This is a genomic window from Burkholderia sp. HI2714, assembly GCF_002223085.1.
In the GTDB taxonomy this organism is placed as follows: domain Bacteria; phylum Pseudomonadota; class Gammaproteobacteria; order Burkholderiales; family Burkholderiaceae; genus Burkholderia; species Burkholderia lata_D.
On sequence record NZ_NKFM01000057.1, the window covers coordinates 87558 to 101354 of the forward strand.

16 protein-coding genes and 2 pseudogenes are annotated in these 13797 nt (G+C 61.7%); 2 read left to right on the plus strand and 16 right to left on the minus strand.

The window, feature by feature from the left end; all coding sequences use genetic code 11:
- Positions 1-62 precede the first annotated feature (62 nt).
- Entirely contained in the window at positions 63-596 is a 534-nt protein-coding gene (locus tag CFB82_RS32275; protein WP_089446909.1) for a DUF6622 family protein, read from the minus strand.
- A gap of 227 nt (positions 597-823) precedes the next feature.
- On the opposite strand from CFB82_RS32275, the gene CFB82_RS32280 reads away from it, so the two are divergent.
- Together CFB82_RS32280 and CFB82_RS32285 are read left to right on the plus strand one after the other, a co-directional pair.
- Entirely contained in the window at positions 824-1897 is a 1074-nt protein-coding gene (locus tag CFB82_RS32280; RefSeq protein ID WP_089448371.1) for a sensor histidine kinase, read from the plus strand.
- Between the two features lies 1 nt (position 1898).
- On the plus strand, positions 1899-2630 hold the full coding sequence (locus CFB82_RS32285; RefSeq protein ID WP_089446908.1) for a LytR/AlgR family response regulator transcription factor: 732 nt from the start codon (positions 1899-1901) through the stop codon (positions 2628-2630).
- A 218-nt stretch (positions 2631-2848) separates the two neighbouring features.
- Here the strand turns inward: CFB82_RS32285 and CFB82_RS32290 are convergent, their stop codons facing one another.
- The 15 genes and pseudogenes from CFB82_RS32290 to CFB82_RS32360 form a co-directional block, all read right to left on the minus strand.
- Positions 2849-3361 (minus strand): TniQ family protein, encoded by a 513-nt coding sequence (locus CFB82_RS32290; RefSeq protein WP_089486705.1) that lies wholly within the window; start codon positions 3359-3361, stop codon positions 2849-2851.
- Complete coding sequence (locus CFB82_RS32295) at positions 3354-4223, minus strand: TniB family NTP-binding protein (RefSeq protein WP_089446907.1); 870 nt, start codon at positions 4221-4223, stop codon at positions 3354-3356. The genes CFB82_RS32290 and CFB82_RS32295 overlap by 8 nt, the downstream gene beginning before the upstream one ends.
- A 9-nt stretch (positions 4224-4232) precedes the next feature.
- A complete protein-coding gene (locus CFB82_RS32300; protein ID WP_306426988.1) occupies positions 4233-4757 on the minus strand; it encodes a Mu transposase C-terminal domain-containing protein in 525 nt (174 codons plus the stop codon).
- 179 nt (positions 4758-4936) lie between these two features.
- On the minus strand, positions 4937-5176 hold the full coding sequence (locus tag CFB82_RS32305) for a hypothetical protein (protein ID WP_256990567.1): 240 nt from the start codon (positions 5174-5176) through the stop codon (positions 4937-4939).
- Positions 5177-5253: 77 nt separating this feature from the next.
- Complete coding sequence (locus CFB82_RS32310; protein ID WP_089486707.1) at positions 5254-5808, minus strand: hypothetical protein; 555 nt, start codon at positions 5806-5808, stop codon at positions 5254-5256.
- Positions 5809-6093: 285 nt separating this feature from the next.
- A complete protein-coding gene (locus CFB82_RS32320) occupies positions 6094-6648 on the minus strand; it encodes a hypothetical protein (RefSeq protein ID WP_089446903.1) in 555 nt (184 codons plus the stop codon).
- Between the two features lie 52 nt (positions 6649-6700).
- The gene (locus CFB82_RS32325) at positions 6701-7402 is read right to left on the minus strand and encodes a competence protein CoiA family protein (RefSeq protein ID WP_089446902.1); all 702 of its coding nucleotides are present in this window, start codon (positions 7400-7402) and stop codon (positions 6701-6703) included.
- Between the two features lie 272 nt (positions 7403-7674).
- Positions 7675-7749: pseudogene (locus CFB82_RS44480) on the minus strand (RES domain-containing protein); the annotation flags it as partial.
- Positions 7746-7931, minus strand: a pseudogene (locus CFB82_RS32330) (antitoxin Xre/MbcA/ParS toxin-binding domain-containing protein); the annotation flags it as partial. The pseudogenes CFB82_RS32330 and CFB82_RS44480, both read right to left, overlap by 4 nt.
- 45 nt (positions 7932-7976) lie before the next feature.
- Entirely contained in the window at positions 7977-9011 is a 1035-nt protein-coding gene (locus CFB82_RS32335) for a porin (protein WP_069250544.1), read from the minus strand.
- Positions 9012-9063: 52 nt separating this feature from the next.
- The gene (locus tag CFB82_RS32340) at positions 9064-9609 is read right to left on the minus strand and encodes an amino acid synthesis family protein (RefSeq protein WP_069250543.1); all 546 of its coding nucleotides are present in this window, start codon (positions 9607-9609) and stop codon (positions 9064-9066) included.
- Positions 9606-11021, minus strand: a complete 1416-nt coding sequence (locus CFB82_RS32345) for an amidase family protein (protein WP_089446901.1) — start codon at positions 11019-11021, stop codon at positions 9606-9608. Before CFB82_RS32345 ends, CFB82_RS32340 begins: the two co-directional genes overlap by 4 nt.
- A 52-nt stretch (positions 11022-11073) precedes the next feature.
- Entirely contained in the window at positions 11074-12252 is a 1179-nt protein-coding gene (locus CFB82_RS32350; RefSeq protein WP_089446900.1) for an ABC transporter substrate-binding protein, read from the minus strand.
- The gene (locus CFB82_RS32355; protein ID WP_089486708.1) at positions 12249-13004 is read right to left on the minus strand and encodes an ABC transporter ATP-binding protein; all 756 of its coding nucleotides are present in this window, start codon (positions 13002-13004) and stop codon (positions 12249-12251) included. The genes CFB82_RS32350 and CFB82_RS32355 overlap by 4 nt, the downstream gene beginning before the upstream one ends.
- Positions 12991-13707, minus strand: a complete 717-nt coding sequence (locus tag CFB82_RS32360) for an ABC transporter ATP-binding protein (RefSeq protein WP_089486709.1) — start codon at positions 13705-13707, stop codon at positions 12991-12993. The genes CFB82_RS32355 and CFB82_RS32360 overlap by 14 nt, the downstream gene beginning before the upstream one ends.
- Positions 13708-13797 lie beyond the last annotated feature (90 nt).

Sequence of the window (13797 nt, forward strand, 5' to 3'; positions counted from 1 at the left end):
ATTCCGCTCGCCGGGATTTCGCCGGGGCGCGATGTCCACCCTCGCCGGCGACCCGGCTTCGTTCAGCGCGACTCGAGCGCCGACCCTCCGCCTTCCCCCGACGCGCCGTTCGCATGACGGATACAGCGCGTCACCACGTTGATCGCGCGCCCGAGCGGCATGCCGACGAGCCCGCCCCAGACCGCGAACGACAGCGCCGCGAAAGCGCTGGTGGCCGCCCACGGCCGCGCGGTGGCGATCGTGTAATGAATGAAAGTTTCGGCGACGAACGTCAGCAGCAACGTGACCAGCAGGCTCGCGTCGCCCGGCAAGCGGACGAACATGCCTTCCGGCCCGGTCCTGAACTGCAGGCGCCAGCGGCGCGCGTGGAACCAGCCGCCCGCCGTGCCGGCCACGAGCATTGCGGAGACCGCCGCGTAGGCATCGATGCCCGCCCGTGGGAATAGGTGGCCGAGGCTCGACAGGCCGAGACCGACGAACACGACCGGAAACAGGATTGGACGCACGGGCCGAACTTCGCGCACGAAGCAGCGCTTCACGCCGATGTAGAGGAGCGCGCAGAACAATACGTAAACGTAGGTCGGAAGATGTGGCATGGGGTACCTGTTCGGGAGCGCCGCAATCTGCGGATATGTTGCGACTATAGTGGCCGGCCGGACCGCGCGCCGCGCATTGCGATGAACGGTGGAAATCGGCCGACGAACGGCCCTCACGCCCGGCGAACGTCCGTGCGAACTGCCGCATGCGCGTCGCGGCCGATCGCCAATGGCAATGCCGTCGAGAATTGCGCTACCATCTCCGCAATCCGCCCCTGCTCGCTGCCATGCCAAGCAAGCCGCTCGCCTTCCTGTCGTCCGAACCGCATGTCGGCCCCGCGCATCGAGGCCGCTCGCTGCTGGGCCTTTTGTGTTTCAACTCGGCGGTCGGGCTGATTTTCTGGGCAACGCGCCGCAACGAGGCGCTGCTGCCGTATCTGGTCGTCGCGAACGGCATCGGTTTCAGCGCGACGCTGCTCGGCATCGCGATCGACCGGCTCGTGCGCGGCAAACTCGCGCTGGTGCCGAAGATCCTGATCGTCGCGCCGGCCAGCGTGTTCATCGGTTTCGAAATCGCGGCCTCCACGATCGGGCACGTCCCGCACCTGCTCGGCCATGCAGGCGTCAAGGTCTGGCTGGCCTACGGCTCGTCGTTCATCGTCGCCGGTGCAGCCTGCGCGTTCGTGTCGGTGTTCGTGCAGGCCGCTCGCATGCGCACGTCGCTCGAAACCCAGCGGCGCGAGGCCGCCGAGGCGCGCCAGGCCGAAACGGCCGCTCGGCTCGCGCTGCTGCAGGCCCAGATCGAGCCGCATTTCCTGTTCAACACGCTGGCGAACGTGCAGAGCCTGATCGAGCGCGATCCGGCCCGCGCGACCACGATGCTCGACAGCCTGAACCGTTATCTGCGCGCGAGCCTCGGGCGCACGCGCAAGGCCACCTCCACGCTGGGGGAAGAACTGGAACTGGTCGAGGCGCTTCTGAAGATCGCGACGATCCGGCTCGGCGAGGAACGGCTGCGCTATGCGATCGACGTGCCCGACACGCTGCGGGCCCTGCCGCTGTCGCCGCTCCTGCTGCAGCCCCTCGTCGAAAATGCGCTGCTGCACGGCATCGAGCCGTCGGTCGACGGCGGCGAAGTGCGCATTCGCGGCACGCGCGACGACGGTCTGCTCATCCTGAGCGTGAGCGATACCGGCGCGGGACTCGGCAACGGCGGCACGAAGCTCCACGGCGGCGTGGGACTCGCGAACATTCGCGCGCGAATGATCAGTCTCTATGGCGAGCGCGGCTGCGTATCGGTCGGCACGAATGCCGACGCCATGCGGGGCGTGACCGCAACCTTGCAGATCCCGATTGCCTGATATGCCGACTGCCCTGATTGCCGACGACGAACCCAACCTGTCCGCCGAGCTCGCAGCGCGTCTCGGTACGCTGTGGCCCGAACTGGAGATCGTCGGGATGCCGCGCAATGGCGTCGACGCACTCGCCGAGCTGAATGCGAAGCGCCCGGATTTCGCATTCCTCGACATCCGGATGCCCGGTATCGACGGACTGAAGATCGCGAGCCTCGTGCCGCACGTGCACGTCGTATTCGTGACGTCCTACGACGAGTACGCGGTTCAGGCGTTCGATCAGTCGGCGATCGACTATCTGCTGAAACCCGTGACCGACGATCGCCTGCTCCGCTGCATCGTCAAGCTGCAGCGCGGCGGCCCCGCACCAGCCGACACCGCGCTGCTGGCCAGCGCGCAGGAGCAGCGCGATTCCGCGCCCATCCGGTGGCTGACCGTGGGCCTCCGGGACACGACCCGGCTCGTCTCGGTGGACGACGTGCTGTATTTCCAGGCGGCGGACAAATACACGGAAGTCGTGACCGCGAGCGAGCGGCACGTGATCCGCACGCCCCTCAAGGAAATGCTGCAGCGGCTCGATACCGAGCGTTTCGCGCAGGTGCATCGCGGCGTGATCGTCGCGTATGCGGCGATCGATCACATCGAACGCGACCTGCTTGGGCGCCTGCGCATTCATTTGCGAGGGAGCTGCGATGTACTGCCTGTCAGTCGGGGGAGTGCCGGGCTGTTCAAGCAGATGTAACGGTATTGTCAACTTGTTCGGCACGCGGACGGCGAGGTCAGCGGAAGCGAAGATCGCGTGCCTTACGCCGCCGTGCGGGCGCACGACGCCCAATCCAAAGCCCCGCTGGCTTGGGTGCGCGCCTCGCGGCTGTGTTGCGCATTCCGGTTGTAACTGTAGGAGTTCACAATCAATGCTAGCCGTGCCCAAAGGAGTGCTAGCAATGTTCACTAATACTGCTAGCGTAGTGTTTTGCTCAGCCTAAGCGGTGGGCATCGATAACGTGATATCGCCCGCAGCGCGGCCTCGAAATTCGGAGCTCTGGCGAAAATCGATTGCGGAACAGTCTCGAGCAGGCTGTGGTGCACCCGGCAGTAGTCGGCTGACGGATCGAGCCACTCCCTCTTCCACCGTGATGCAGTGACATCGGCGTCGTTCAGAACAAGACATCTGAAGCAATACACCAAGTACTTCTGGTCGAAGACCCACTCATGCGGCGTCTGGATCATGCTCAGAATGCCGTCGTTGAGCCGCGCAACGCGAGATAGACGGCTCAGGGCTGGGGATGGAACTGGGGGAAAGAGGATCCAGCCGGCCTTGGTCAGGCTAGGCATCGCTACGCCTGTGCCCGATTCCCAGATCAAGTCTACGCTCGTCTGATACCGCGCCGCGATTCGACCCAACCAGCTACCAAACGCCTCTTCCAGGAAGGGGCGAGGTGCGATGGGCCACGGCCTGTGGGTGTCAGACATGCGCGCGGGCAACTCGTTCAAGGTGAGCGATATCGATGCACTCGTCATCGTTCCTGATCGCCAACTCTGCTGCTTCGTTGAGGATCGTAGATATGGCACCAGTCAGCCCCCCGCTTATCTCGAGAACGAGCTGGACAATCTCACGTCGCGACAGATTCGATGGTTTTCGTAGCGGCAAGACTTTCTCGAACGCAGCCATGAGCCTACGAAGACTTTCACTTTCCCTCCACCTTGGGATCTCGAATGGTCTGTATCGGCTGATCATCTGTGAATCGGTCTGAAGCCCTAGAACGGCATCGCGCGTACCGACAAGGACCATGCTAATCTGCAGGTCGTTGGCCAGGTATTTTAGAAGGTTCAAAGAGGCACGTTGCTCACGGTACGTTCCGGCGAGCAGGTGATGAACCTCGTCTACGATTAGCATCTGCGGCGACATCCGCCGCAAGATATCGCGAGCGAGCCGCTCGAGTGTGGCAAGCCCCGCGGCGGGGTTATGTGGCGCACCGAGCTCAAAGAGCAAGGCGGCGTAAAAGCGGTGCTGATCAGGGGTGGGAGGCATCTGTACGCTCACGACCGGACACCGCTCTACCCCGGTTCTCTCGTCGAACTCGCTGGGGTGCGCTCGCCTGAACTTGGCCGTTATCTTGGTTTTCCCGATGTTCGAGTCGCCGTGCAACAGAAGACACGGCATGCGCTCACGTCTCGGCGTGTCATAGAGCCGCTGCAGTAGCTGCAAGGCTTCAGTCGCTCGGGGATAGTCGATCCACCGGTCACGTAGCAGACCCTTTATGCGATCCTCTTTTCCGAGCAGGACCTGATCTCTTGCTGCGGGTAGCAGATGCGCGAAATCACACTGCTTCATGCTGGCCCCCTACCACTGTTCAACGTCATACGCGGTAACTGGTGCGTCGTAGTTCACCTGCTCGACCTGCCGCTGTTCAGTGAGTGAAAGATCTTCGATGCTGCTCTTCGGAACCAAACCGCCAGCTTGACGTGCCATGCGGCGTCGCGCTCGAGTAGCCCGCTGGGAAGTGACGACCAGTTGTCGCTGCTGCTCAACAGTCTCGAATATCTCCCTCTCCGATACTGCCCGTTGTCCCCTAGCCCAGATAGCTCGCAAAGCTGCCCGCTGTTCGAACAGCGAGATGGGAGGCCGACGCAAGTCCGCGTATCGCACTTCAACGAAACTGCCTCTGCCAGCGCTTACGAAGATGCGCGAGAGATCTTCTGGGTGATAGCGGATCGTCACGGACCGGCGTGTTTCCCGCCATGCCGCGAACAAGGGATGCCAATAGCGGATCAGGAAGAGCTTCAGCCCGTCCCGCTGAATGGTCCTGGATGCGACTGGCAGGAACCGGATCAGAAACTTCAGTTCGGCATACCGCGCATCGGCCAGTCAGCCTCAACGCCTAGTCTTTCGAGCCACGGCTCTTTCCGTAGAACTACGCGCGAGAGGAGCAAGCTTAGCAGCCCAAAAGTTGACTCAGTGCCGCTCGTAGCCAGCGGCGCCGGCACATCCGACGTCGCCGACGATACGGTGTGGATGGATAGTAGCAGTCCGATAGCAGCGCCCGATTAGTGATCTGCCAGCTGCTCGAGTTCGTTGCTATCAGCGAAGAAATCTTGCTGTCCGGGAAGCTGCGCCGGCGGCCGGCGCACAGCGCGCGGCCGCGGATGGCCGGAACGCTTCAGCGTCCGCGCGATCGCCTGCAGCTGCGCCCACACACGGTCCGCCTCGGCGGCCGACATGGTGTCGGCCGCGACTTCGAGTGCACTGACGAGCGATTCCAGTTGCGCGGGCGCTGAGGCCAGCATCGCACGCGCTTCCGGGCGCGCCTGGCCTTCCCGGTAGACCGCGAGCCAGTCCGCGAGCGCTTCGCGTTCGTCGGGAGTTAGTGCGGCGAGCAGCTCGGGCGATACCCGTTCCGCAAGCTATCGAAGAACGGCTCACCCAGTTGATCGGTCAACTCGTTCAGTTCAACCTCGACAATGTCCGGCAGCTCGACGGTCGCCGGCTCATGAAGTCGGCTGAGCAGGTCCTCGATCGTCTGGATGAAGTAAACCCGGGCATCTAGGCCCCGCGCGAGCGCCTTGGCATGCAACCCGCGATCTTCCGTCACCAGGACGTGAGCCACGTCTCGCTGCAGGGCATACAGGATCGAGTTGTCGCACTGATCGTTCTCGGACAACCCCGCGCCATTGTTCCAAGGGCACGCGGGCCCTTCGGGTAAACGGTGATACTGGTTGACCCTCGCCAGTGTCCGTTCCCGCCGCTCCGGATCACGGTCCCGTTCGATGTCTCTTACTGAGGCAGGGTGATAGACAAGCCGATGGCGCCCATTGCACATCTCCATCACATGCGCCAGGTTGGGCACAAGCACGGCAAGGGAGTCCTGAAGCGGAATCAGGATATTGGTGTCCAGCAAGATTCGCAGTTGCAGCGGCACGTATGACCTCTCGTTATCTGTTCTTCTTTGCCATTGCCGCACTGCCGAGTCGCCCGCCACAAACGACGACGCCACCTTTCGGTGGCGCCTAGCTGGGTCAGAAAGACTGCGGTCGGCTACGACTCCGATTCCGCAGTGCGTCGCGTACGCACCCGCACTTTCGCGCGGTACGTTTCACGAGCCGTCTTTTCCGTCAGTGCGCCGCTCTCAGCCGCCGCCTCCGTACGCTGGAGGATCATGGCGACCCCGCGCTTCTGCAGCGCTATCACCTTCGGGCGAAGCTTGCTAGATGCGTTCAAAGCCATAGAAACCTCCTTCGTCAGACGCCGGCCGGGTCACGCAGCGAAACGATACCCCAAATTCGCCACGCTCGAATTTCCTAGCGAGCCTATTATATAGCGCGTCAAGTTTACCTGTCTGCGGCATATAAAAGTACTGCGTTGTCTCAGGGAACGCGTCGGCATGACCAATTAGGGCCATACCAAGTGCTTCGCTGAACTGCCATATCATCGCCGGATCGGGCAATGGCCACTCAGACGGGTAAAACATCGTCTCCTGATTCGCCTCAGCCCGAAAAAACTTAACCAGCCGAGACTGCGGGGCCGGGACGAATCCTCCGTTCCACGCAACCGCCGTGTCCTGAATGTATTGCTCGTCGTGGCCAGCGTACGCCATGACATCGGCAAAAAATACCAAGTGACGGGTTCCAGCAAAGTCGATCCCGCTCGCCTCGGTCCCTGCGTCGACCGCAACAGGCCCCACGACGCGCAAGAGATCCATCTCCCCAACGCCGGGCGGAAATAGCGCCGCCAGCAGGGCGTCGCTCACGTACTCGATCATCGAACTGAATTCTCCACTCGCAAGATTCGAAGCATTTTCTCATCAAGTGTGCTCAACCCAAGTTCCACGAGCCGTCCCGATATTGGTAGGCGCTTCCGAGGATACCGGCCAGCCATGTCCTGACTGTCGCTGTCTTCATACCCCCAAACAAGACCAGAAACTCGTTGTCGGTGCTCATCAACATAGCGACCGGTAACTCGGGCAGCATACCGGTCCCGATGCCTTCTCGCGGGAACACGTTGCCGAAATCGCGCTTGAGCAGCAGGCGTGTTGTCGACCTGCTCAAGGTAAGAAAAGTCTCATGGCGGACCAGCCAGTAGCATTCGACACCCGAGGCGATGTACCGCTCCTGGCGCCGCAGGAAGTCGCGCAGGTGCTGGTAGGAGCGTTGCAGCTCGATCACGATGGTGCGCCCGGCAACTGAGAAGAGCACATCCGCCGCCCATCTGTCGCCGCCTGGCGATGCCCCCGGCACCTCCTCGGCACCCGCGATGCCCATGCCGTTCAGCGCCGCGAGAACGGCGGTTTTGCCCGACCTATGCCATTGGGTCTCCGGCGCAGTGGCGCACTCGACCGACAGGTGAGCGAAGAAAGGTAAGCCGTTGATGCTCGTCTTGAGCACTGCCGGCGCCCTGCAACACGGCATCAGAAAGTCACCGAGCTGCGTCGACTCCTTGAGCAAATCCCACTCGGAAATCGAGAACGCGGCCGCGTCTACGGGACGCCCGTCGCGGGTCCAGGCTGCTTGCGTCATGAGCGTGATCGGGGAAATGGGTGCTGAGCGGTGCCCCGAGCGCCGGGGCTCAGGAGCGACACAATTTTAGTTGTCGGAGCGCGCCGGAAATAGCGTATATGCATGGATGTCCCGAAATGAAGGGTAACATAGTCCTTAATATGTTCTCCTTCATTTCGCTAGACGCCGTCTCTCGAATGCCTTCTTCGGAATACCTTAGCGCGATTGCGCGGCACTAAACCTACGGCAAAATTGTTCAGCCAGTCTCGCGTTGACACTATCGGAATCCAGCGGCGGCCACCGACCAACATCGCGCCGGTGCCGCTCCAAATCGTGTGCCGCGTATCAGCGATGCGGAACAATTTCACGCCGGCAGCCCGTAGAAGAGCTTCCAGAGCAGCTCCTCAACGCGCCGCGCGCCGAGTTCGGTAAGCGCAACATCAAGCGGGGTACGCCCTTCGAGTTCCGGATGCGGGGTCGACAAGAACTCACGTGCGTCATCCTCGTCGCTCAAGACAGAGGTGGCCGTCGCAACGATCCATGCGAGGCGCCCTGGACCGACCAGCCTTTCGACTTGACGTGTTTGCATAGCAAATCAAAACCGCATCCGCACGCCCGCTCCGAGGCCATTTCCTGATGAGGCATGCGTAATCGTGTCATAGCGCCAAGCCGCATAAATGTCTGTGCGCTTCGAGAGGGGGTAGTCGTAGCCCAACGCGAACGTCGACCACCGGATACCGGAACCGGTGACAGGACGCCGACGCGTGCCCGCCCACGACAGCAGCATACTGCCCATTCCGAATCGCGCGCTTGCTCCCACCTGCACGGTGTCGTCGGTCACGTTGCTATTGTTGCTCACCCGCTCGTACTGGAACATGAGCTTCGTTGCGTGGATCCGATAGGCACCGCCGACAAGCCATGCCGTTTGTGCCGTCGCACCGTTAAGAAAAAGCGAAGCTGTGTGCAAACTTTGCACCGCAGCCGTTGCCGAAAACGGGCCGGCGAAGTAAAGCACGTTGGCACTATAGTTCGCCTGCCCAGTGTGGCCGGCCACACCCGCATTGCTATAGAGCAGGCTTCCAGAGAGCCCGCCGACCTCCGGTGTCTGATACAACACCGAACTGTCGATCGCCGTATCGCTTTGCACGGAAGCCGCCCCCATAGCCGAGCCCAGGTATCCGTGGGAGATCATCGGCGAAAACGCGAACGAGTTACCGAATGGATTGAAGAGCAACGTGGAGACGAACAGGGGTGCCGTATTGCGCCCGAGCGTCACTTCCCCAAAGCCTCCGCTCAGTCCGACAAAGGCATTGCGGCCGAAGAATGACTGACCATTGAATGAACCGAGCTGACCGGCGTTGACTCTAAAAAAGCTCTCCAGCGTGAATACCGCTTTCATGCCCTGGCCAAGATCCTCCGATCCCGACACGCCCCAAAATGACGTCGTCATCCCGCCTGAGCCAACCTGCCAGGCACTGCCGGCAGCGCCTGGCGCATGCGTTTCGCCGACAAAGGCGTCGATCAAACCGTAAAGCGATACCGAAGACTGTGCGTGGACGATTCCCGTGGCGCCCCACATCCCAACCGAAACGGCGCAAGCGCGCGCCATGCCCCAAACCAACTTCTGCATAGGTTCTCCTCCTCGTTGTTCGTATCGATCGCGCGCAACCGGGGCGACGCGTCTACGCGGGCACGACGCGCGCAAGCGGCCGACCGTGCTCGGCCAATGCGACGGCCACCACGAGTTCATCCGGCGCAGGAGAATCCGGCAAAATCAGCGACGCGGTATCGAAGTGGTCGAAGTTCCACATGTCAACCGCGCCATGCAGCGGAATGTCCAGGCACGCACCTGCGGCGCCGCGCTTCGTGACTGACGGAATGAGCGAGGTAGTCCCCGGTAAACAGGCGCGTATCGCCTTACCCATTCGTGGATGTAACAGTGCGGCCGCACACTCGAGCGGCACCGCCGTGCCCACCAAGGCAGCCTTGCCGTACACTTGAATGGCCGAGCGTTGGACACCCAGTGCGCATCGGGCGTGTTCGGTTAGCGACGTCCCCAGCTCCGCACCGAGCTCGTATAGAAACTCGAGCGGATCGTCTGTTCGCCAGTTCTGCCGCGACAGGACCGCAGCCGCAATGGCCTGGCGGTGCGCTGGATAGATCGCGGTGCCCAACTCGGCACGCCGATCAACCAGATGCACCACGATCTTTGCGATTTGAACGCTCACGGGGTTACCTCCGTGGCCACTGCGTGCTCGCCCTGCAACAGGGGCGCCGTGGGAAACGCGCCGCGTGCCGACTCGTAGGCGCGTGCGGCGCGCAGCACGAGTGCATCCGCGTGCAGGCGCCCAACGATCTGCACCCCCGTGGGCAAACCACCGGGCAGGCCGCACGGTATGCTGGCGGCAGGCAGCCCGGTCTGGTTGCACCACGATGTCTGCTGAGGCGCCGTGAGCAATGTCTTCGGCAACCCGGGCACCGGCAATGGACCGCAGTGAAACACCGGTGTCACGAGCAAGTCGTAGCGCTCGAAGAACGCGGCCATCTCGACACCCAGCAGATGACGTGCACGCAGTGCACCGGCAAGTTCTGGCGCGGTGACTTGCAGACCGGACTGCACAAGGACCTGTACGTCCGAGTCGAGCTGCGCACGTTGCGTCTCGCTCATCGCGCATGCACGTTGCGCAAAGAACACCGACCACTGAATCGCGTGCATACGACTGTCCAGATAATTGGCCAGCGGCTTCACATCGACTTGCTCGACGTGCGCACCCAAGGCCGCGAATACGTCCGCGGCCTGAGCGACACTTGCAGCGACCATGGGGTCAACCGTCACGCCCGCAATGCTAGGGCAATACGCCACGCGCAACCCGGCGACGCCATCCTCCAGTCCAATGCGATAGTCCACCGGGCGATCTGACTCTGACCGAAAAAGATCGTGCGCTTCCGATGCAACGCTGAGCATCAACGCGGCGTCACGCACATTGCGCGCGATTGGTCCGAGCGTGGACAGTCGCGTCCAGGATCCGGCTACACCGGTCGGCACGAGATCGAACGTGGGCTTAAAGCCTACGACGCCACTCCAGCACGCCGGCACACGAATCGACCCGCCGCCGTCGGTGGCCAGCGACAAAGGACCCATGCCGAGCGCGACCGCAACCGACGAGCCGCCGCTGCTGCCACCCGGCGTCACGCGCCGATCCCAAGGATTGCGGGTAATGCCGGTGAGCGGGGAGTCCGTCACAATCTTGTTGCCGTATTCCGATGTCGTCGTTTTTCCGAACAACAATGCACCGGCGCGGCGAAGGCGCGAAACCGCAGGCGCATCGCTACGTTGCAGTGTGTCCGGGCTCGTCAATGAGCCATACCGTGTCGGAAATCCTTGTACATCGATGAGATCCTTGACCGATACCGGCACGCCATCGAGTAGCCCGCGCGGCTCGCCACGCATCCAGCGCTGCTCCGATTCGCGCGCTGCCTGCAGCGCCACATCTGCATGGAAGCCGCACATGCAATTCACGAGCGGATCAAACTGCTGGACGCGCTCCAGCACTGCCTCCATACACTCACGTGGCGACAGTGCGTGGCGTCGATACTCGACAAGCAACGTCTCGACACTCATCATGGATATATCATTCATATCGCACTCCTTCGTAATATAGATAAAGTAATGACGGGATGTTGCGACCGCTTTATCCCTGACAGGCTGGCAAAATCGGACCGACCGAATCCAAAAGCGCAAAGCTGTTATCCGCCTGCGCCTGAGCGATGCGCGTCATGCACGTGACGTGATCGCCCGCCCGGCTCACACCCGTCTTACCGCGCGGCAAATTCAGCGAAATACCCGACAACGCCGTCTTGACACGCATGACCTCGACGCTGCCAGCGTCCTGTGCGGCCTGCGCAAAGAGTCGAATACCCGCGTACGTGCATTCCCCGTGAGGCAGCATCACCGCATAGGGGCCTAATCGCGGCGCACGGGTGTCGGCCACACGCGCGGTGTAGCGAGCAAGAAAGCGATGATTTTCAGCGCTATCGATGCTCATAAAATACGACGACACACCGATGGCGCCCGTTGATGCGCCCGCAGTTGCAATCGATAGCGATTCGTGCGTGATATCCGTGACCAACTGCGGCCTCATCGCAAACGACCGATACTGTTTGACAAACGTGACCGGATCATCACCGATGCTGTGCCATACGAGTTGCGGCTGCTGCGCCGCAATCCGTTGAAGCACGGCACCGTAATCGCGCGTGCCGAACGGTAACCAGTACACGTTCAACAAGCGGCCACCGTGACGAGATACGGCCGCCTCCAGCGCGGGCACCAGCACCTTGCGGTTGCTACCGACGTCCGAGACCACCGCGCTGACGCTTTTTGCACCACCACGCATGATCCACGTAATGAGCGGTTCGACCCGCTGAGCAACGCTCAGACCGGTACTTAACAACAGCGGATCACAGCGGCTCTCGTCGAAATTCGGATAGACGACAAGACGCGCGGACGTCTTAGCGGCCTGCAGCGCCGCCTCGCGCTCGGACGGCAGCACCATGCCTGTGAGCATCGCCACTTCGTCACGCATCAATAGCTGCCTGGCCTTCTCGAGCGTCACTGCCGTCGACATCTGCGTATCTTCGACGGCCAGTTCGAGTGGCCGCCCGAGCAGCCCGCCGGCAGCGTTGATTTCTTCAATGGCGAGCATCGCACAGTGTCGATTGGTCTCGCCAACCCGGGTAAGTGGGCCGCTCAACGGCGCAAGCAATCCGATCTTGATCGGCGCCGCCGCTCGGACAAGGTTCGGACAAGCGGCGGCGCTCAACGCCCCAAGCGCGCCCCAAAGAGCAGATCGTGAAAAGTCGCGTCGATTCATGTAGGTTCTCTTTCAACGAATGCTGCTTGCGAATCAGCCGTTCGTTCAGCAGCAGGTGACAAGAATTGGGCCAACGGGTGCGCGCTGTCCGTGCCGCGTTGCGGTTCGATTTTTCCCGCATGGGCGAGCTGCCCGTTCTTGAGCACAATGCATCGCTGCGCGCAGCGCAAGACGAGGTCAAGATTCTGTTCGACAAGCAGCACCGCCAACTTCGAACGACGGCACAGCACCGGGATCACATCGCCGATCAGCTCGACAAGATTGGGTTGCACGCCGTCAGAAGGCTCGTCCAGCAACAACAGTTTCGGTCGACCACACAATGCACGCGCGATAGCCAGTACCTGTTGCTCGCCGCCCGACAGCGTTCCGCCATGTTGCGAGAGCCGCGTTTTCAATACCGGGAAATACTCGAACACCTCCTCCAGAATCTCGGCGTCGCCCGCCGCCGCGGTTCCCATCATGAGGTTCTCGCGCACCGTGAGCTTCGGAAAAATCCATCGCCCCTGCGGCACCAACCCGATACCCAGTCGAGCGATTTCATGCGCGCGCATGCCGTTGATGACGTGCTCGCCAAAGCGAACCTCGCCGCTCACGTGCGGCAAAAGGCTCATGATCGCCTTCACAAGCGTCGTTTTTCCCGCTCCATTGCATCCGAGCACCCCCACCACTTCGTTAGGCTGAACGGCAAGCGTGATCTGGTGCAAGACAGCGATGTCGCCGTATCCGGCCGACAGATTTTCAATGTGCAGCATGACTTGCCCCCTGCCCCAGATAAATGCGTCGGACTTCCTCGTCCTTCGCAATGTCGTCGTAGCGCCCTTGGCGAACGATTTGCCCCCGGTGCATAACCCACGTCTCGCAATTGAGCGACTGCACGAAACGCAGGTCATGTTCGATGGCAAGTACCGCACACTGCTCACGCAGGCGGTGGATGAGGTGCACAAGCCGCTGAGCATCAGTGGCGGATAAACCCGCAGCAGGCTCGTCGAGCAGCAATAAGGCGGGGCGACACATCATCGCCATGCCGATTTCCAACCACTGGCGCTCGCCGTGTGGCAGATGCATCGCCAGCATGTCGGCTTGCGCGGCAAGTCCGATTTGCTCGAGAACGCCATCGAGATCCCGTATCGAAAACGCCTGTCGATTCGACACACCGAGCGCGGCCACTTCGAGGTTCTCGCGTACGCTCATCATCTGGAAGACATTTGTTCCCTGGAATTTCCGTACGACGCCGCGCCGGCAGTATTGATACATCGGTCGGCCGGTCATTCGCTCGCCTGCGAGATACAGCTCGCCAGCCCCAGGCACAATCGCACCCGACATCAACCCGACCAGCGTGCTTTTTCCAGCGCCGTTCGGGCCGATAACGCAAAGCAAGTCTCGTGCGCCAATTTCTACGTCAACGCCCGCAATCGCGTTACTGACGAGTGCACCAAATAGTTCGTGGTGCGTTATACGGGTATGAAGACGAAAACTGATGCCCGAAAGTTGGATCAGGCGACGCAGGCGTACCTGAGGAAGACGGTGGTCGAAGCCGTGCGTGAC

Bases quoted from the DNA above. Each gene is read 5' to 3' on its own strand.
- CFB82_RS32290 (WP_089486705.1), bottom strand. From the start codon at position 3,361: ATGTCTGACACCCACAGGCCGTGGCCCATCGCACCTCGCCCCTTCCTG.
- CFB82_RS32320 (WP_089446903.1), bottom strand. From the start codon at position 6,648: ATGATCGAGTACGTGAGCGACGCCCTGCTGGCGGCGCTATTTCCGCCC.
- CFB82_RS32350 (WP_089446900.1), bottom strand. From the start codon at position 12,252: ATGAATCGACGCGACTTTTCACGATCTGCTCTTTGGGGCGCGCTTGGG.
- CFB82_RS32295 (WP_089446907.1), bottom strand. From the start codon at position 4,223: ATGAAGCAGTGTGATTTCGCGCATCTGCTACCCGCAGCAAGAGATCAG.
- CFB82_RS32285 (WP_089446908.1), top strand. From the start codon at position 1,899: ATGCCGACTGCCCTGATTGCCGACGACGAACCCAACCTGTCCGCCGAG.
- CFB82_RS32355 (WP_089486708.1), bottom strand. From the start codon at position 13,004: ATGCTGCACATTGAAAATCTGTCGGCCGGATACGGCGACATCGCTGTC.
- CFB82_RS32280 (WP_089448371.1), top strand. From the start codon at position 824: ATGCCAAGCAAGCCGCTCGCCTTCCTGTCGTCCGAACCGCATGTCGGC.
- CFB82_RS32345 (WP_089446901.1), bottom strand. From the start codon at position 11,021: ATGAATGATATATCCATGATGAGTGTCGAGACGTTGCTTGTCGAGTAT.
- CFB82_RS32335 (WP_069250544.1), bottom strand. From the start codon at position 9,011: ATGCAGAAGTTGGTTTGGGGCATGGCGCGCGCTTGCGCCGTTTCGGTT.
- CFB82_RS32275 (WP_089446909.1), bottom strand. From the start codon at position 596: ATGCCACATCTTCCGACCTACGTTTACGTATTGTTCTGCGCGCTCCTC.
- CFB82_RS32305 (WP_256990567.1), bottom strand. From the start codon at position 5,176: ATGCTGGCCTCAGCGCCCGCGCAACTGGAATCGCTCGTCAGTGCACTC.
- CFB82_RS32325 (WP_089446902.1), bottom strand. From the start codon at position 7,402: ATGACGCAAGCAGCCTGGACCCGCGACGGGCGTCCCGTAGACGCGGCC.